The sequence below is a fragment of the Ruegeria sp. HKCCA0370 genome (genome assembly GCF_013033705.1).
Lineage (GTDB): Bacteria > Pseudomonadota > Alphaproteobacteria > Rhodobacterales > Rhodobacteraceae > Ruegeria.
In genome coordinates, this window is sequence record NZ_WQEP01000019.1 from 13,114 (window position 1) to 32,234 (window position 19,121).

General features: G+C 56.5%; 15 protein-coding genes. 9 read left to right on the forward strand and 6 right to left on the reverse strand.

From position 1 onward, the window contains the following. Positions 1-83: 83 nt before the first annotated feature. From dnaE to GOW31_RS21320, 3 genes are all read left to right on the forward strand, one after another. Positions 84-3,584, forward strand: coding sequence for a DNA polymerase III subunit alpha (gene dnaE / locus GOW31_RS21310; protein ID WP_171172725.1), 3,501 nt, complete (start codon positions 84-86; stop codon positions 3,582-3,584). An 85-nt stretch (positions 3,585-3,669) separates the two neighbouring features. Next, positions 3,670-3,888, forward strand: a complete 219-nt coding sequence (locus GOW31_RS21315) for a hypothetical protein (protein WP_171172726.1) — start codon at positions 3,670-3,672, stop codon at positions 3,886-3,888. A 16-nt stretch (positions 3,889-3,904) separates the two neighbouring features. Next, positions 3,905-4,273, forward strand: coding sequence for a hypothetical protein (locus GOW31_RS21320; protein WP_253283557.1), 369 nt, complete (start codon positions 3,905-3,907; stop codon positions 4,271-4,273). Between the two features lie 4 nt (positions 4,274-4,277). On the opposite strand, the gene GOW31_RS21325 is transcribed toward GOW31_RS21320, so the two are convergent. Continuing rightward, the gene (locus GOW31_RS21325; protein WP_152460143.1) at positions 4,278-4,472 is read right to left on the reverse strand and encodes a SlyX family protein; all 195 of its coding nucleotides are present in this window, start codon (positions 4,470-4,472) and stop codon (positions 4,278-4,280) included. Between the two features lie 129 nt (positions 4,473-4,601). Between GOW31_RS21325 and hisS the strand changes: the two genes are divergently transcribed. From hisS to hisG, 3 genes are read left to right on the forward strand one after another with little or no spacing between them, the layout of a single operon-like run. After that, positions 4,602-6,089 (forward strand): histidine--tRNA ligase, encoded by a 1,488-nt coding sequence (gene hisS / locus GOW31_RS21330; RefSeq protein WP_171172727.1) that lies wholly within the window; start codon positions 4,602-4,604, stop codon positions 6,087-6,089. Positions 6,090-6,092: 3 nt separating this feature from the next. Further along, the gene (locus tag GOW31_RS21335; RefSeq protein ID WP_171172728.1) at positions 6,093-7,181 is read left to right on the forward strand and encodes an ATP phosphoribosyltransferase regulatory subunit; all 1,089 of its coding nucleotides are present in this window, start codon (positions 6,093-6,095) and stop codon (positions 7,179-7,181) included. Beyond that, positions 7,178-7,873 (forward strand): ATP phosphoribosyltransferase, encoded by a 696-nt coding sequence (gene hisG, locus GOW31_RS21340; RefSeq protein WP_171172729.1) that lies wholly within the window; start codon positions 7,178-7,180, stop codon positions 7,871-7,873. Before GOW31_RS21335 ends, hisG begins: the two co-directional genes overlap by 4 nt. Here hisG and GOW31_RS21345 read toward each other — a convergent pair. Next, positions 7,870-8,253 carry a hypothetical protein gene (locus GOW31_RS21345; protein ID WP_171119090.1) on the reverse strand — a complete coding sequence of 128 codons (384 nt, stop codon included), beginning with the start codon at positions 8,251-8,253 and terminating at the stop codon, positions 7,870-7,872. The genes hisG and GOW31_RS21345 overlap by 4 nt on opposite strands. A gap of 98 nt (positions 8,254-8,351) precedes the next feature. Further along, positions 8,352-8,783: a DUF1489 domain-containing protein gene (locus GOW31_RS21350; protein WP_171172730.1), complete on the reverse strand. Its 432-nt coding sequence runs from the start codon at positions 8,781-8,783 to the stop codon at positions 8,352-8,354. Between the two features lie 129 nt (positions 8,784-8,912). Between GOW31_RS21350 and GOW31_RS21355 the strand changes: the two genes are divergently transcribed. The 3 genes from GOW31_RS21355 to GOW31_RS21365 all read left to right on the forward strand — a co-directional run bounded on the left by GOW31_RS21355 (position 8,913) and on the right by GOW31_RS21365 (position 13,660). Then, positions 8,913-11,414, forward strand: coding sequence for an adenosylcobalamin-dependent ribonucleoside-diphosphate reductase (locus GOW31_RS21355; protein WP_171172731.1), 2,502 nt, complete (start codon positions 8,913-8,915; stop codon positions 11,412-11,414). Positions 11,415-11,768: 354 nt separating this feature from the next. Continuing rightward, entirely contained in the window at positions 11,769-12,884 is a 1,116-nt protein-coding gene (locus tag GOW31_RS21360; protein ID WP_171172732.1) for an AAA family ATPase, read from the forward strand. A gap of 431 nt (positions 12,885-13,315) precedes the next feature. Next, a complete protein-coding gene (locus GOW31_RS21365) occupies positions 13,316-13,660 on the forward strand; it encodes a hypothetical protein (RefSeq protein ID WP_254441785.1) in 345 nt (114 codons plus the stop codon). Between the two features lie 11 nt (positions 13,661-13,671). Here the strand turns inward: GOW31_RS21365 and GOW31_RS21370 are convergent, their stop codons facing one another. The 3 genes from GOW31_RS21370 to GOW31_RS22335 form a co-directional block, all read right to left on the reverse strand. Next, positions 13,672-16,416, reverse strand: a complete 2,745-nt coding sequence (locus tag GOW31_RS21370) for an AsmA family protein (protein ID WP_171172734.1) — start codon at positions 16,414-16,416, stop codon at positions 13,672-13,674. 112 nt (positions 16,417-16,528) lie between these two features. Beyond that, positions 16,529-18,154, reverse strand: a complete 1,626-nt coding sequence (locus tag GOW31_RS21375) for a murein L,D-transpeptidase (RefSeq protein WP_371813795.1) — start codon at positions 18,152-18,154, stop codon at positions 16,529-16,531. A 129-nt stretch (positions 18,155-18,283) separates the two neighbouring features. Next, a complete protein-coding gene (locus GOW31_RS22335; RefSeq protein WP_171172735.1) occupies positions 18,284-19,060 on the reverse strand; it encodes a helix-turn-helix transcriptional regulator in 777 nt (258 codons plus the stop codon). Positions 19,061-19,121: the final 61 nt, after the last annotated feature.

Consider the following 19,121-nt stretch of genomic DNA (forward strand, 5'->3'; position numbering starts at 1 on the left):
ATAATCAATGGCGATTTCTTTTGCGGCAAACGTAACGCGGTTCAGCCTTTTGCCGCGCAGCCGGCTGGGGTAGCTTGGGCGTCATGAGCAGTTCTCCACGATTCATCCACCTCCGCGTTCACACTGAATACTCCCTTCTGGAAGGCGCCGTGCGGCTGAAAAAGCTGCCGGGCCTGTGCGAGAAGATGGAAATGCCGGCGGTCGCCGTGACGGATACCAATTCGATGTTTTCGGCGCTGGAATTCTCGGTCACCGCAAGCGGCGCCGGGGTACAGCCGATCATGGGGTGCCAGGTCGATCTGACCTATGTCCAGGCCCAGCCGGGCGAGAAGCCAAAGACGCCCGCGCCTCTGGTGCTGCTGGCGCAGTCCGAGACCGGGTACGAAAACCTGATGAAACTCAGCACGTGTCTCTACGTGGACAAGGGCGGGCAACTGCCTCAGGTCACTTTGGAAGAACTGGCCGACCGGTCTGAAGGGTTGATCTGCCTGTCCGGTGGACCGGACGGCCCGGTCGGAATGCTGCTGCAACAGGGTCAGCGCCCGGCGGCCGAAGCGTTGGTCGATCGGCTGGCGGCAATGTTCCCCAACCGGTTTTATATCGAGCTTCAGCGCCATCCGGGTGAAGATGGCCAACCCGAGGCCGAGCGCCTGACTGAACGCGGCCATGTCGAGATGGCCTATGCCAAGGACCTGCCGCTGGTCGCCACGAATGACGTCTATTTCCCGACGCCGGACATGTACGAAGCTCATGACGCGTTGATCTGCATATCGGAAGGGGCCTATGTCGACCAGCAGGAAGGCCGCCGTCGGCTGACGGCTCAGCACTATTTCAAGTCGCAACAAGAGATGGCGACCCTGTTCGCGGACCTGCCCGAGGCCATCGAAAACACCGTCGAGATCGCCAGACGCTGCGCGTTCATGGCCTATCGGCGCGACCCGATCCTGCCGAAATTCGCGGATGACGAGGTGGCCGAGCTGCGGCGCATCGCCAATGAGGGCTTGCAGAAACGTCTGGCCGTGATCCCGCATGCGGTGACGCCCGAGGAATACCAGGAACGTCTGGATTTCGAACTGGGCATCATCGAAAGCATGGGTTTCCCCGGCTACTTTCTGATCGTCGCGGATTTCATTCAATGGGCCAAGGATCACGACATTCCGGTCGGGCCGGGGCGGGGCTCGGGCGCGGGTTCACTGGTGGCCTATGCGCTGACGATCACCGATCTTGACCCGCTGCGCTACAGCCTGCTGTTCGAACGCTTCCTGAACCCCGAGCGGGTGTCGATGCCCGACTTCGACATCGACTTTTGCATGGACCGCCGCGAAGAGGTGATCCGTTACGTGCAGCAGAAATACGGCCGCGACAAAGTGGGTCAGATCATCACCTTCGGCGCGCTCTTGTCCAAGGCCGCCGTGCGCGACATCGGGCGGGTGCTTCAAATGCCATATGGGCAGGTGGACCGCCTGTCCAAGATGATCCCGGTTGAGGGGGTGAAACCTGTTTCCATCGAAAAGGCGTTGAAAGACGAACCGCGTCTGCGCGAAGAGGCGCGGAATGAAGAGGTTGTTGACCGTCTGCTGACCTATGGCCAGCAGGTCGAGGGGCTGTTGCGCAATGCCTCGACCCACGCGGCCGGTGTGGTGATCGGTGACCGGCCGCTGGATGCGCTGGTGCCGCTTTATCAGGATCCGCGCTCGGATATGCCTGCGACCCAGTTTAACATGAAATGGGTGGAACAGGCCGGGCTGGTAAAGTTCGACTTTCTGGGTCTGAAGACCCTGACCGTGATTCAGAACGCAATGGACCTAATTTTCAAATCCGGGCGTCCCTTGCACATCGCCGCCGATGGCACCGAACTTTATGAGCCCGCTGAGGGGGCTGAAAACCAGATCAACGCTATCCCGCTGGATGATGAGGCGACGTACAAGCTTTATTCCGCAGCCAAGACCGTGGCGGTGTTCCAGGTGGAAAGCTCGGGCATGATGGACGCGCTCAAGCGCATGAAACCCACCTGCATCGAGGATATCGTGGCGCTTGTGGCGCTCTACCGCCCCGGCCCGATGGAGAACATCCCCACCTATTGCGAGGTCAAGAATGGCCAGCGCGAGATCACCTCGGTCCACCCGCTGATCGATCATATCCTGGAAGAAACGCAGGGCATCATCGTCTATCAGGAGCAGGTGATGCAGATCGCGCAGGTCATGGCGGGATACAGCCTTGGCGGCGCCGACCTGCTGCGCCGCGCGATGGGCAAGAAGATCAAAGAGGCGATGGACGCCGAACGCCCGAAATTCGAGGCCGGTGCAGCCAAGAACGGCGTAGACGCCAAGAAGGCTTCCGAGGTGTTCGACCTGCTGGAGAAATTCGCCAACTACGGCTTCAACAAGTCGCACGCGGCGGCCTACGCGGTGGTCAGCTACCAGACCGGCTGGCTCAAGGCGAACCACCCGGTCGAGTTCATGGCCGGGGTCATGAACTGCGATATCCACCTGACCGACAAGCTGGCGGTGTATTTCGAAGAGGTGCGCAAGGGGCTGGGCCTGCCTTACGTGCCGCCCTGCGTGAACCGCTCGCTGGCGACCTTCGACGTGGTGGATGGTCAGCTGGTCTATGCGCTGGGCGCGCTCAAGAATGTCGGCGTCGAGGCGATGAACCTTGTGGTGAAGGGCAGGGGAGACAAGCCTTTCGTCAACCTCTTTGACTTTGCCCGCCGGGTCGATCTGAAGAAGGTCGGTAAACGTCCGCTGGAAATGCTGGCGCGTGCCGGCGCTTTTGATGAGCTCGACAAGAACCGTCGCCGCGTGTTCGAAAGCCTTGACCGTCTGGTACAGTATTCGGCGGCGATCCATGAACAGAAAAACTCCAATCAGGTGTCTCTGTTCGGTGAGGCAGGCGACGACCTGCCCGAACCGCGCCTGTCGCCGACGCCCGACTGGCTGCCGGCCGAGCGCCTCAGCGAAGAATTCAAGGCCATCGGCTTCTATCTCTCGGGGCATCCGCTGGACGATTACATGCCCGCGCTGAAGCGCAAACAGGTGCTGACGCTGGATGAGGTTACGGAAAAGGCCCGGTCTGGTCCGCTCATCGCAAAGATGGCAGGGGTTGTCGCCGGGCGGCAGGAGCGGAAATCGGCCAAGGGCAACCGTTTTGCTTTCGTTCAAATGTCTGATCCCACCGGCGCCTATGAGGTCACCCTGTTTTCAGACACGTTGGAGAAGTGCCGCGAGTTTTTGGAAACCGGCGCGCAGGTCGTGCTGACTGCCGAGGCAACGATGGAAGCCGATCAGCTCAAGCTGCTGGGCCGCTCGGTTGGTCCTGCGGATTCCCTCGTGGCCGAGGCCGGAGCAACTGGGCTGCGAATTTACGTTGACGAAGCACAGGCCGTACCAACGGTGGCCAAGGTTTTGGAAGACGCCGCCTCTGCCGCGAAAGGGGCTGCACGGGGACCAGTCCAGTTCATGTTGCTGGACCCCAGCCTGCCCGGCGATGTTGAGATGGAACTGGGACGTGAATTCCCCATCAACCCGCAGATCAAGGGCGCGATCAAATCCCTTGAAGGCGTCATGACCGTCGAAGAGATATGATACCGCTTTGTTGCCAGACTGTTGGTGCCCCGCTAGGCTGACTTGACAGAGATGTCTTTAGGTCATGCCACAGGAGGGCGTTGTTATGACAATAGCAGGTCTCAAGTTCAGAAAGATATTATTCGGCGCAGCAGCGACGCTGGCTTTGGTTTCGGCCTCAGCTGGTCTGGCGGATGACAAGAAAAAAGAAAACACGATCAAAGGCGCCGTGATTGGCGCGGGTGTCGGCGCGCTGATCGGCGACGGCAAAGGTGCCGCCGCCGGAGCGGTGGCCGGTGCGCTGATCGGCGCGAATTCCAAGTAAGCGGAGGAGCACCCGGATGAGGACGAATTTGCTTAAGCCAGCCGCCACCGCTTTAATGCTTGCAGCGCCCGGATTGGCCCTTGCCGACGAGGAAGCCGAACAGATGATGCAGGACGCGCTGCCGCTGATGTATCACACCTGCACCTCTGTTATCGAAGAGGCTGATGGGAACGAAGAGTACATTCTGGACGTCGTTGGGAAGATGACGGCCCTTTCGCTTTACAACCGTCAGGTTGACATCGAAGCCCACGCGACTTCGGATGAGGAAAAGGCGGCTCTGAGAGAAACATTTGTGGCCGCCTTGAAAGAGGGCTGCACCGGGGACGAAAACGCCCTGTTGGGAGGCGTTGTGGACAACGCGGTAAAATCGACGCTTGGGCTTTAATTCATCAATAGTGAGGCGGTCGTTCGTCACCAAAGACAACGCCGCCTGAACCTTCCTGCGCCCGTTCTGCTTCGCGCTGCAACAGCATTTCAACCCGTTGGGTCAGCCGGTCGATTTCCGATTGTTGTCTGGTGACGACCGTGTTCAGCTCGTCCACGGTACGGGTCAGATGTGCGATCTCTTCTTCCAGATGCTGCATGGGGGACTCCTGTCTTGCGCTGGTCATAGCGACACAGTCGGCCCAAGGCCAGAGAAAGCGCGCCTTGCCCCGATGCGGACCATGGGATAGACCGCGCGCGGAACAAGGACACTCCCAAGGACGCCCCACATGGCCAAGCCCAAGAAACAGCCCCGCCCCAAGGCCGTCACGCCGAAAGGGTTCCGCGACTATTTCGGCGAGGAAGTCACGCAGCGCACCGAGATGCTGCGGACGATTGCGGGCGTGTATCATCGTTATGGGTTCGACGCGCTTGAAAGCAGTGCGGTCGAGACCGTCGAGGCGCTGGGCAAGTTTCTGCCCGACGTGGATCGCCCGAACGAAGGCGTGTTCGCCTGGCAGGAGTTTGACGATGGCGGCAACGGCGATTGGATGGCGCTGCGCTATGATCTGACAGCACCATTGGCCCGGGTCTATGCCCAGCACCGCAACGATCTGCCCACGCCGTATCGCCGCTATGCGATGGGTCCGGTCTGGCGCAACGAAAAGCCGGGGCCGGGGCGGTACCGTCAGTTCTATCAGTGTGATGCGGATACGGTGGGGACGGCCAGCATGGCCGCCGATGCCGAAATCTGCGCGATGCTGTCGGATACGCTGGAAACCGTGGGCATTCCTCGCGGCGATTATCTGGTCCGGGTCAACAACCGCAAGGTTTTGAACGGCGTGCTCGAGGCCATGAGCCTAGGCGCGGACGCGGCAGCGCGCGACGACGTTCTGCGCACCATCGACAAGTTCGACAAGGTGGGTGAGCAGGGCGTGCGCGAGTTGCTGACCAAGGGCCGGCTGGATATCTCGGGCGCGTTCATCGACGGTGTGGGCCTGTCCGAAGATCAGGCCGAGCCGGTGATCGCCTTCCTGACCTCCAAGGCCGATGCAGCCGCCGGAACGCTGGCCAATCTGCGCGCGGCCGTAGGTGACAGCAAGATCGGCGCCGAAGGCATTGCGGAATTGGAACAGATCGGCGAGTTGCTGGCCGCGGGCGGCTATGGCGCTGATCGCATCCAGATCGATCCCTCGGTCGTGCGCGGTCTGGGTTATTATACTGGTCCAGTCTATGAGGCCGAACTGACCTTCGAGATCTTTGACGAGAAAGGCCGCAAGCGGCAGTTCGGGTCCGTCTCGGGCGGCGGCCGTTATGACGATCTGGTCAAGCGCTTTACCGGGCAGGAAGTGCCTGCGACAGGCATCTCCATCGGCGTTGATCGCCTGCTCGCAGCGCTGCGCGAAAAGGGCCGGATCAGCGTTCAGGCCACCGGTCCTGTGGTCGTGACCGTAATGGACCGCGACCGCATGGCCGACTATCAGGCGATGGTGGCCGAGCTGCGCAATGCCGGCATCCGGGCCGAGGTCTATCTGGGCAATCCCAAGAATTTTGGTAACCAGCTGAAATATGCGGACAAGCGGAATTCTCCGATTGCGGTGATCGAGGGCGGCGACGAAAAAGCCAAAGGCATCGTGCAGATCAAGGACCTGATCCTGGGGGCCAAGATTGCCGAAAGCGCCACGCTCGAGGAATGGAAGGAACGCCCCAGCCAGTTCGAGGTGCCGCGCAGCGATCTGGTCGCCAAGGTGCGCGAGATTCTGGACAGTCAGGACTAAGCCATGCCCAACCGATCCCAGATCCAGGCCCGGGCCGCGATGATGCGCGTGCGCTTCGAGGCCGCCGGGGCGCAGGTCGTCGACCCGCCGCTGCTGCAATCGGCCGAGACGCTGCTGGACCTCTACGGCGAGGATATCCGCGCGCGCGCCTATGTAACCTCGGACGCGCTGCGCGGCGAACAGATGCTGCGCCCGGATTTCACCCTACCGGTGGTGCAGATGCACATGCGCGACGGGGCCGAACCGGCGCGCTATACCTATTCGGGTGAGGTGTTCCGCCGTCAGGAGCATGACCCCGACCGCGCCAATGAATACATCCAGGTGGGATACGAGGTCTTTGACCGTGACGATCCGGCCGGGGCCGATGCCGAGGTGTTTTCGCTGATGGCGCTTCAGTTGCGCGGGCTGCCACTGCGCGCGGCAACCGGGGATATCGGTATCCTCACCGCCGCGGTCGAAGGGCTGCGCACGACCGAGCGCCGCAAGGCCGCCCTGATGCGGCACCTGTGGAGACCGCGCCGATTCCGTATCTTGCTGGATCGGTTTGCAGGTCGCAAGGCGCCCTCGGAAGAGCGCGCCGCGCTGCTGGACGCTGCCGATCCGATGGCCTTTGATGCCCCTATGATCGGCAAGCGCCGCAAGGCCGAAATCGCAGCGCGCATCGAAGCCCTGCGCGAGGACCGAGATACGCCGCCGATTTCCGACAATGAGCTGGCCGGACTGGAAACGTTGCTGAATGTGCGCGAGACCATGCCATTTGCGCTGGAACAGCTGCGCGACGTGGCGGTGGATCTGCCCCAGATCACGCCCGCTCTGGACCGGTTGGAAGCGCGCGTGGCTGCGCTGCAAGCGCGTGGAGTCGATGTCGAGCGGTTGGATTTCGAGGCCGCCTATGGCCGGACATCGATGGAATATTACGATGGATTCGTTTTTGGGTTTTACGCGGAAGGTCGGCCTGACCTGCCTCCGATCGCCACGGGCGGGCGCTATGACGCGCTGACACGGCAATTGGGCCGTGGAGACGAAATCCCGGCTGTCGGCGGCGTGTTGCGCCCCGACCTGATGCTGGAGATTGAGGAGGGTGCTGTATGAGCCTGAAACTTGGTGTGCCGTCGAAGGGCCGGTTGATGGAAAAGACCTTCTCGTGGTTCGAAAAACGCGGCATCACCTTGTCACGCAGCGGGTCGGACCGGGAATATGCGGGCAAGGTCGAAGGGATCGACGGTGTCTCTCTGATCCTGTTGTCGGCGGGGGAAATTCCGCGTGAACTGGCGGCGGGGCGGATTCATCTGGGCGTCACCGGGATCGATCTGGTGCACGAGAAACTGCCGCGCTGGGAACAGCAGGTTGAAGAGGTTTCGCAGCTTGGATTCGGCAAAGCCGATCTGATCATCGCAATCCCGGCATGTTGGGTCGATGTCGATACGCTTGATGATCTGGACGCGGCAGCAGCTGCGTTTCGCAAAACCCATGGCCACCGGCTGCGGATCGCCACCAAATACCACCGTCTGGTTCGGGAATTCCTGACAGAAGCGGGCGTGGCCGATTACACGCTGGTCGACAGTCAGGGTGCGACTGAAGGCACGGTGATGAATGAAACCGCCGAAGCAATTGCCGACATCACCTCGACCGGAGAGACCCTGCGGGCGAACCACCTGAAGATCCTCTCGGACGGTCTGATCCTGCAATCGCAGGCTACGCTGTGGCGCAGTCGGGTGGCCAGTTATTTGCCTGATGACAAGCGGGTGCTTGCGGAAGTAATGGACCGGGTAAGCAAAACTTAATCAGGGGCAGCGGTCACTGATTTGCTGATGTCAAAACGTTTTGACCCGCACGTCCCTTTCCATTTTTTGAACACGACATTCTTTCTCAGGTCGAATGTCATGGTGCCGGTGTTGCCGCCTCCGCAGTTCGCGCTGTCGAAGTTGAAACTGATGGATTGCTTTTTGCTGTTCCCCGAAACGCTGGCGCCGTTGATATTTTGCAGCGTTGAGGACGTGATGCCTGCAATGTTGCCGCCGGTAATTGTGACCGAAACCGGGAACGGATTTTTGGACGGCACGGTCAGGCTATAGGTTCCATCCTTTGGGGCGGCGAGAACGCTTGTTCCGCCTGCTACAAATACAGCCGCCAATACGATTGTTCGAAATTGTCCAATCATCATAGATTGCCCTCGTTAACTTAATAAAATCAAGTAAACATTCTATGCGATTTTGTTGGCATCCTCAACGCATCACATTGCAGATAGTCTAGTGCCGGCCTTTACAGAACCCCGATTTCCGCCAGGGCGCGGTTCAGATCATCGGGCAGGGCATCGTCCTGCTCGCGGTTTTTGGGCAAATCGGCAGGAGTATCTTCAGGCTTGAGATAACGCCATCCCTGAAACGGGCGTTTCAGGGCGTTCTGGGTGCGGTGCAACTTGGGGTCCAGCACAATGGCACAGCGGCGGATACCATCGTCTCCGATCACTTCATCCAGCCGCAGGATCCGCTGGCGGCATTGGATTACGCCCTTGATGACCCAATAGATCGATCCGCCGTTCAGAATTTCGGCTTCGCGCTTGGGCCACATGCGGGTGACGTGGCGTGGAAGGCCATCTTCGAACCGCTGGCGATAGCTGTCCTGCCAGACGATCAGCGTGTCGACGCTTTCCGAACCAACGGACAGTTTTATGAGGTTTACGTAATTATCCACAGCTTTCCCACAGAGTCGTCCCGAGGATCATCTTTATATTGTAGCTTGGTTCCAGTTGTCATCAAGGTGTTGTGGTGCGCATGTGATTTGAGGTAGTCTGGATACCTCTTTCAGCACAGGGAATCACCAATGAGCCGCTTTGCCGCCCCCATCGCCGAGCAGATCTGGGATATGAAGTACCGCTTTAAACAGGCGGATGGCACCCCCATCGATCAAACGGTTGAAGACAGTTGGCGGCGCATCGCCCGTGATCTGGCGCGGGCGGAAAACGACCCGGGGCACTGGGAAGAGAAATTCTATGAGGCGCTGGAAGACTTCAAATACCTGCCTGCCGGGCGGATCACAGCAGGTGCCGGCACCGCGCGTCAGGTGACCCTGTTCAATTGTTTTGTCATGGGTACGGTACCCGACAGCATGGGCGGCATTTTCGACATGCTGAAAGAGGCCGCTTTGACCATGCAGCAGGGCGGGGGGATCGGCTATGATTTCTCGACCATCCGCCCGCGTGGCGCTGACGTGAAAGGCGTCGCGGCGGATGCGTCGGGGCCGCTGAGCTTTATGGATGTCTGGGATGCCATGTGCCGCACGATTATGTCGGCGGGCTCGCGCCGTGGCGCGATGATGGCGACCATGCGCTGTGACCACCCGGATATCGAACAGTTCATCACCGCCAAATCTGACCCGGCCCGCCTGCGTATGTTCAACATGTCGGTTCTGGTGACCGATCCGTTCATGGAAGCGGTCAAGGCCGATGCCTCGTGGGATCTGATCTTTGACGGCAAGGTCTATCACACGGTTCAGGCGCGTGATCTGTGGAACAGGATCATGCAGGCCACCTATGACTATGCCGAACCGGGCGTGATCTTCATCGACCGTATCAACCAGGCCAACAACCTGAGCTATGTTGAAACAATCGCTGCCACGAACCCGTGCGGCGAACAGCCATTGCCGCCCTATGGCGCCTGCCTGTTGGGTTCGATCAATCTGGCGCGTTTGGTGGTTGAACCGTTTGAGGCAAAAGCCCGTTTGAATGAAGAGGCCCTGCAAGAACTTGTCGCCACGGCTGTCCGGATGATGGACAATGTCGTTGATGTGTCAAAATTCCCACTGGCCGAACAAGAGGCTGAAGCGCAGGACAAACGCCGCATCGGGCTGGGCGTGACCGGACTGGCGGATGCGCTGTTGATGCTGGGTCTGCGCTATGGCTCGGACGAGGCGGCGCGTCAGACCGAGCGCTGGTTGCACGCGATCGCCCGCGCCGCGTATCTGGCGTCGGTCGACTTGGCCAAGGAAAAAGGGGCGTTCCCCCTGTTCGATGCCGAGAAATACCTGACCAGCGGCACGATGCAGCAGATGGATGACGATGTCCGCGAAGCCATCCGTGCACACGGCATCCGCAACGCGCTGCTGACCTCGATCGCGCCCACTGGGACGATCTCTTTGTACGCAGGGAACGTATCGTCGGGGATCGAGCCGGTCTTTGCCTATGCCTATACGCGCAAGGTTTTGCAGAAGGACGGCTCGCGGACCGAGGAAGAGGTGGTGGACTATGCCGTTCAGATGTGGCGCGACAAGTTCGGCGATGTCGAGCTGCCCGACTATTTCGTGAACGCCCAGACCCTGACCCCGGCCGAGCACGTCAAGATGCAGGCCGCGGCGCAGAAATGGATCGACAGCTCGATCTCTAAGACGATCAACTGCCCCGAGGACATCTCGTTCGACGCTTTCAAGGACGTGTATATGCAGGCCTGGGATCAGGGCTGCAAGGGTTGCACGACCTATCGCCCGAACGACGTGACCGGGAGTGTGTTGAGTGTTTCGTCAACTCCAATTTCACTCGAAGGCGCGACAGTAGCGGACCGAGTTCAAAGCGCGTTGGCGCTTCGAAATACGAATGCGAAGCGAGTTGCCGAGGCTGCCGGTCTAAACGCAACGGCGGTCTATGATATCGTAAAGGGGAAGTCTTTGTCGCCTAGGGTTGAGACGATTCAGAAGGTGGCTGCTGCGCTTCAGGTGCCTGTTGAATCTCTGATCGGCGGGGATTCAGTCGCGCCAGAGGTTATTGCAAGTTCAGATTCTGAGCCGCTTCAACCCCATGGCGATGTCATCTACATGTCCGAACCGCTGGACCGGCCGCAATCGCTTGAGGGTTCGACCTACAAGCTGAAATGGCCCGACAGCGAACACGCGATCTATCTGACCATCAACGACATCGTCATCGGCGGCCGGCGGCGTCCGTTCGAGGTGTTCATCAACTCGAAGAACATGGAGCATTACGCCTGGACGCTGGCCTTGACCCGGATGATCTCGGCCGTGTTCCGGCGCGGTGGTGACGTGTCTTTCGTGGTCGAGGAGCTCAAGGCCGTGTTCGATCCGCGCGGCGGGGCCTGGGTGCAGGGCAAGTATATCCCTTCGATCCTGGCGGCGATCGGCGGCGTAATCGAGCAGCACATGATCGCGATCGGGTTCCTCGAGGGCGAAGGGATGGGGCTGAAGTCCGACCCGCAGGCGCAGGTGGTCAACATGGACGCCCCCCGCGGCAAGGCCTGCCCGTCCTGCGGCCAGTATGACATGGTGATGATCGAGGGCTGCATGACCTGCCGCAGCTGCGGGCATTCGAAATGTGGCTGAGACGGGGGGGGGCGCTGTTGATGCACCAAGCAATTGAGACCCAAATCGGCGTATTTTTCGCCCAAATACAGGGTCTTTGTCGCCCAAGCATCAAAATCCCCTTGTTTTCATAGTGGTGGGAAAGCGTCTGATTTTCTAATCGGACGCTTTCTTTGTCAGCATCAATAAATCAAAGGTATTGACGTGCACCCGGTGATAGGGCTGTCTTATTCTATGACGACATCGCAGCATATCTTTCTCATACGGTTTTTCTGATCTGCCCCTGTTAGGGCCGACCGTTGGCTGCTTCTCAATTCTCTTCTCCTTGGCACGTTATCGGTCGGTTTGTCTCACTGGATAGATGAGGGAACTGCTATGAGGACCATCAAACTCCTACTCGCCACTGATCCCAACTTGGAAAAAGGTGCTCTTACGCACCGGTTTACTGAATATCTGAAAAATTTGCGCAAAACGCGACTGGCCAAAGAACTCATCGGAGATGATGAACACTCGGCTGATCTAGGTGGAGATGATTTCGATGAAGTCGCTTGCGAACTATCGGAAGGTGTCTTGTTAACTTGGGATGACAAGCGGCGCATCAAAAATCGAGTTCAGTGCATTCTACAACACAGGACTGAAGCCTCAGGTCTTGGGCATCTCTCAGAGAAAGAAATCCAACGACTGCGACCACTAATGAATGCGGTTCGCTTGGTGGAGCCGAGAGGTGAGCACTGGGTGGACGAGGCAGTATCTGCATTACATGAAGAAATGCCGTGGATGTCCGCCGCCACCAATGAGGTTTGGCACGCGTTGCGGCGTATCGCTAGTGCCAAAGGTACAATCCGGTTGCCGAATCTTTTGCTGAGTGGACCGCCAGGAATTGGTAAATCGGTGTGGGCCAGAAGGCTATCCGAGCTGCTTGAAGTTCCCAGATGCGAGATTGATGCGAGCCTGGGTGGTGTGGGTTTCAGCGTTGCGGGAACGGAAAGGGGGTGGTCGTCGGCACAACCAGGAAGGCCACTTGAAACGATCCTACAGCACCGCATTGGGAATCCACTAATTGTCGTTGATGAAATCTGCAAAGCGCAATCAGGCACTTCAGACAGTGGTGCCCATCACGCATTCTCGGATTCATTGCTAAGCTTTCTGGAACCTGCGACAGCTGTTGCTTGGGAATGCCCGTATTACCGAACCAAGTTTGATATGTCGTACATTTCGTGGGTATTGACCGCCAACGATGTCTCTCGGGTACCAGAGCCTTTGGTCAACCGATGCACGGTGATCGAGTTACAAGCACTCTCAAGTTGTCAATTGAAGGGATTTGCACGCCTTCAAGCTGCCCGAATGGGCTTGTCGAAGGATTCATCGGACGCAATTGAGGGGGCAATCGAACATTCCATGGATGAGCGTGGCCATTATTTGAGCCTGCGCAATGTCGTTCGCATGTTGCACCGGGCTGAGTCTTTAGAGAACCAGGCAGTGTACCACTAACTTTTGTGGGATTGAGGGTTTAATTAATGGGGGTGGGATCAGCGAAAATTAATGCGAACGGTCGCAATGCGCAGAAAGCGGACTTTGCAAAGTGCAGCGCACTGCTCAAAGTGGGCAATCCTTCCAATAGCAGCGTATGCGGCTTTGAGCTGGAAGAAGACTTCACGGTTGCGCTCTAACAATTTGTGTCCTGGTGAAGCTTTTCCTGTATAGTTTGATTGATCTTCTTTGATCGGTAGGATGGGTAAACCTTCAAGACTAATCCGGGGTCAAAAATGTACAGATATGTGCTGACAACGTTGGCTTTGTGTTGTGCAAGCTTACTTCCTGCTGCTGGTATGGAACGGTGGGGTGAATCCGGGGACTGGACAATCCTGATTGATCCCGAAAAGGGCAACGGCTGTCTTGCTTGGAAACCCTTTGAAAATGAAATGACCGTTGAAATCGGCGCGGCACCCAATCAGGCTGGTGGCTTTTTTGCAGCCTTTAATCCGGCCTGGGTTCAAATCGAGGACGGGGCGACCGGGGTCGTACAGTTCGACTTCGGTGATGCGAAGTTTGAAGGCGAAGCAGTTGGAGTCTTCAAGAATGGCGTTCCAGGTGGCTACGCCTTTTTCGACAACCCGGCATTTGTAACCGAGTTCGGAAAACGCCAAAGCGTCACGATTATTGGTGAAAGTGGGGCCGAGGTGGAGCTTGATCTCAGCGGGTCCGCAAAAGCCATTGAGGCCGTTGTTACGTGTCAGGCCGAACAGCCAGAACCACTGAAGAACTAGGTCGCGTCCGACTACTGCAATTGATTGATGTCCGGCACACAGGGTTGCCTGTCGACAGGCATAGCATCAGCGCCTTCTGGAGCCTTGTTTCTGGACCCGCCTACATCCAGCTTGAACTTTGGCGACGAAAGCTGGCCAGTCACATCAAAGGGCCAAGCGCTTCGGGATAGGGGTTTGCCAACGCGCCGCGGCTCCGCTCTTATTGCTATCGTATCGTTCAGCCAATCCACTTGCCCCCTTGCAACCAATTGAACCGATCCTGTTTCAATAACGATGGAGTTTGAAGTGACTTGCCCGGCCTGGATATTAACTGGGGCAACAACGCAAGTGATGCCAGTGTAACCTTGTCTAAACTCCTCCGAAAACAGCCAGGGGAATATGCCCAGCCCCGCTAGTTCCAATAGGCTGGTGCTGATGTAGCCCTCCGACATCGACAAAGACGCGTTGCCGCGCATCGAGTTGATGAAGGCCTTGCCCGAGGTGGTGCTGCCAGAAACGTTGAACTCTCCGTTCAAACGGCCATAGGCATCAATTTCAATTCCCAGTTCATCAAGGATCTCACCGAATTCCCATCCCGAGGTTGATCCCGATAATGAAAGCCAATCGGGTGAATCGACCAAGTCCATGACAGCCCGAAGGCTGAATTTTCCGCCGCCATAGGCCATCTGTATAGGGCCGAAATCAACGGTTCCGTCTTTTGCAGACAATTGGCTGGAAATAGATGTTACACCTTGCTGGCCTACAATCTCCTTCAAGTCGATCTGCACCTCGACGTCAGCCTCTTTCAGTACACGCTGTACATTCAGAAGATCGGCAGGTTTCCCTTTTTCTTTTTGCAACACCGGGGGCTGGACGTCTGTCTCCTTCGGCAAAACCAAAGGCTGAACTTCGGCTTCAGGTTCTTTTGAGGCCTCTCCTACGAGGCTTTTCAGTTGGTCCAGTACGGAGGTGAGGCTCTTCAGGTCGTTGAGATCGAGCCTCTCGCTCGTAATGTTGCCACTGACGACCGATGCACCTTCGGGAAACCGCGCATCCAAAGCTGCAAGAATATGCGAAGATCCGGCTTCGAACTTGATTGCGGCATCAAAGTCTTCGCCCTGTCTGGAGGTTTCAGCGTTGATAGCCAGTGCGCCAATTTCGACAGGTTGCAAGTTGAGCGCGGTCAGAAATTGGGCACCGTCGTCGACACCAAGTTCCACGTCGAAATCGAGACCGGACAGCCCTTTTAGCTCGTTGACAGATAGCGCGAGATCGAGCGCCCAGAGATCGGTGTCGTAAGTGGTCGCGTTAAACCTGTTGAGTGAAACCGGCCCGCCCACATTGGATATGTTGAAATCGGCTTTGATGCCGCCGAACTGTTCAACATAGTCTTCATCGAGGTTGGCCAGAATCAATTTGGCGGGCCCGTCGAGCACACCATCGAAAGTTACGTCCTGAAGTTGGAGAAGATCGAGAATTTCACCTTCCGCTTTGAGGACCGGTTCCTCAATTGGCCCGGCTTGCAGCGCAATGCCCAGCATGGCGAGCCGGCCGTCTGGCATGCGGCGAATGCTTTCGATAGAGGCTGGACCGATTACGTCTAACCCCTGGTCAAATGCATTGGTTTGGAACAGCAACTTCTCGAATTCGAAGGAAGCCAAGGATCCGACCATATGCATTTCAAAGCCCGTGAACTTCAGTTCCTGTATACTTTTGGCTGCAGGCGGCGGCTGTCCTTCCGGATGAAGTCGCGCGTTGAAAAGCAGATCGACGCCCTGAGCGGTGTAGAGGTCATCTATTGAACCTTCAGCTTCGAGTTTCTGCCCATCCTCCAGGCTTACAGTTGTTGTAAACGCCTCGATCTTCAGAGCGTCCTGAGACACGAGTTCAGCCTGCAACTGGCCATTGCCTTCCAAAACGCGTTCCAATCCAATGACATCTAGAAAATCACCGAATTCACCGGTGTCCATCTCCAAGATTGCGCGATAACCGCCACCTTCGTCTTCCGAGAAAGGCTCACCATCGTAGATTACGGTCATTTCGCCAAAACTGGCTCGCGTCGTAAATGGCGCGGCGTGTGGGTAGTCGCCTTCGATTTGGAAACCCTGACCGTTGACGGAGCCGGAACCGGAGACCTTCGTTCTTTGTCCATTATCCACTTGTTCGAGCGCGAGTGACTGGAGATCAAACACAAATGAGAAGCCCGAGACCTTGTCGTCGATGTTTAACCCAATTGATGTGAAGCTGACGTTCTTGTCGCTAAGGAAATTCAGAATCCCACTGCCTTCCATACCGCTCTCATTGATACTATCAGCTTTAGCGACGTCTTTTTGATCATAAGCTGATACAGTTTCCTCGGAAACGGGCTTGGGCGTTGGCTCGCCTTTTCGCCAAGTTGTGGTGCCGTCTGCGGCTGTAAGAATATTTGCTTGGAGGCCGTCCACCACGAGATTGTCAAAGTGCAGATGCCCATTGGTCAAAGCGGCAACGTTCAACTCCAGTTCCAACAGGTTCAATGTCACAAGTGGTGACTCCGGCATTGTCTGGCTCGGGATGACCACCCCACCGACGTAGATGTGGCTAATGCGGCCAAGCGCGACGCTTACATCATCGTTGACCAAAAGGGGCTGACCAATTTGTTCCGAAAGAACTTGCTCAACAAGGTCGCGCCGCATGTCCGAGAACATCGGAGCAGCAAGCAACAACCAGACAAAAGCGATCGCAGCGAAGACGAGAAATGTAACCAGCCCAACTATTCTTACGAGCCAAACCCTCATGTGCTCCCCTATCGCAACTCACACTGCTTCGAATTTCCGCCAATTAGAAGTCACCAATCCTACTGGCAATTTAGCACGCTTAGAATTGCGCATCTCTTTTAGGATGACGTGTTCATCGGTCCAAAGCCGCAAGTATTCGAGCATCTCGCTCGTAAGGGTCCTCGCGGAAATGAACGGTCCCATCTTCGACCCACGCAGTCCAATAGGTCAAAAGGACCGGCATGGGCTCGGGTAGGTTAACTCGCGTAGTCTTCCCGCTATCCAGGATGGATTGCATCTTTTGCCGGCTCCAGTCCGGCTCTCCCTCCATCAAAAGGCTGGCAAATTCGAATGGATACTCAAGACGCACGCAGCCTGAACTTAGGTTTCGCTCATTTCGGTCGAAGAGACTGCGGTCGTTGGTATCATGCAAATACACTGCGTATTTATTGGGAAACATGAACTTGACCAAACCTAACGCATTGTCTGGGCCCGGCTGCTGAACCAAAGTGACGGCGGGGTTCTTTGCCCCCCAGTTCACAGCGTTGGTAGGAATCGTCTGCCCGTCTTTGTTCCGGACTACGTAATTGTTGCGCGCCAGATAGGCTGGATCCTTGCGGATGCGCGAAAGCTTATCCTTCCGAAAAATCGAGGCGGGAACAGTCCAAGTCGGATTGAATTCAATGTATTCAATTTCATCTCGGAACACTGGGGTTTTTCGGTAGGCTGATCCTGTGATCGACCGAGTGGTCCAAAGCGTCCCATCGGACGTGACCAAGTAAGTACGAGCGCCTGCAATGTTTACCAGCACGAACTCTTCGTCGATTTCGCGCATGAGCCAGCGGCCTCGTTCCAGGCTGAGCCGCAATTTATCTATGCGATCTTCGACAGGTTTGTTGAGAGACGCGAAGGTCTTACCACCAACGACGCCATCTGCCTCCAAGCCGTGACGATTTTGAAAGGTTTTTACCTGTCGCACCAAATGATCGTCATAAACCCAAGCTGGATTTATACCGCTTTGGCTGATTTCTGGAAATTCATTTGTTCCATCGTAGCCTTCTGTCGCTAACCTTTTGCGCAGTTCGGCGACGGCAGGATCCACCATTTCCGGCTTCAGAACCGTTTCTTCGGGGACTGTGTTCCAGCCTCCCTTTGATGCGATAGCTCTGTATTTGCTCAAAGCATCAACGAGCATCGTATATTGCGCGTTGTCGATATCGATGCGTTCAATTAAAGCGCTGAAGCCTTCATCTTGAAGATAGTGGCTCAATACAACGGAAGGGTCTTGTTGTATTACTGGCTTTGAGAAATTCCAAGCGTCGTCTAGCGCATTTGGATCGACTTTTCCAAACACCAAGTGGTGTACGAGTTTTACGGCCGCGTCAGTCGCGAGAATATCGAATAAAGCTCGACTGGAGGCATCGCCATCCTGTGAGGCTTTGAATGCGGATCGAAGCTCTTCTAGTTTGAAGTCACTCGGCGTAAAACCCTGATCAATTGCTCCGTCCAACTCCTCAAAAAGCTCGTCAACCAATTCAAAACTGGTCCAAGCTGGCGTAAATTCTCTGTCCGTATAGAAACGAGGTACAAGGATTTCTGCGTCCAAACTCTTGCTGTTTGAAAGTGTACTACTCGCATTCGTATTTGACTGCAGCAGCGCTTTTATCTGCTCCGAGACTTGGTCTGCTGCGCCCAAGTTAGGGCATGTTATCAGCGTTGCAGTTAGTGCAGTTGCAACCGCTGATCTAAGAACTTTCACCATCCCCTCCTGAATAGTCAATCTATATGTGGTTGCTGCAACATAGGATACTCCAACATTTTGTATAATCAAATCGTAATTTATTGTTCTCAGATTTTGCTCGCAAAGCGGACCTACTTCACGGGCATATCATCGAACATCGAGGTCGTGCTTTAACCGGCAAGGCGACGATCCAAACCAACGGCGACACGTTCGTGTAAACGCACTTGGGTTTTTGTAGCCCAAGTTCTTTCCGATATCTGTTATAGAAAGGCGCCCCTCGGTCAGCCATTGCTCCGCCTGACGCATTTTCGCGCTGTCTACGAGATTTGCTCCTGTCGTGCCGTGTCTTGCAAGTTCTCTTTGAAGCGTCTTGGGATGCAAACCGATGAATTTTGCAAATCCGTCCAAGCCAGGCCATGCGGAGTAGTCAATCACAGAGAACAAGTCGGTCAAGTCGAGTACATTTTGAATGGGGCTGTTCGCTTCCGTCGTCTCGTTTCGTTCAAATTTTGACTGCTGCATCAACCAAGACGCGGGGAACGACATACTGAGGCCCCATGCATCGCATTTTTGAACCTGACTTTTTGGAATAAAAGTTGGCGGGATCGCTTTCGGATCAAAGACAAGTACTTCGACCAATGCGCTGTTCCATACTGGCCCCAATCTCGCCTTCAGCATTTCAGACCATGCAACAATATCCCATGCGTCTGCTTGGCCGGGAGGTTGAGAGGCTTGAAGCATCCGGCGACCCATCAATATGGCCCGTCCATCTTCAATCGTCATTGTGTAATTCATTGAAATTTGCACGGCTTCCACAAAGTGAAGCCAAGCAACGAGCAGGTCTCCCAAGCTAGGCGTGTAACTTAAAGTTTCAGGTGGGACGAAACCGTCACTCCAATCAAATTGACTAGGGTCAGGATTCATAACCAGTAGATGACGGTTGCTGCGAGCGCGATGGCTGAAAGGAAGACCTTGGGACAGCGAT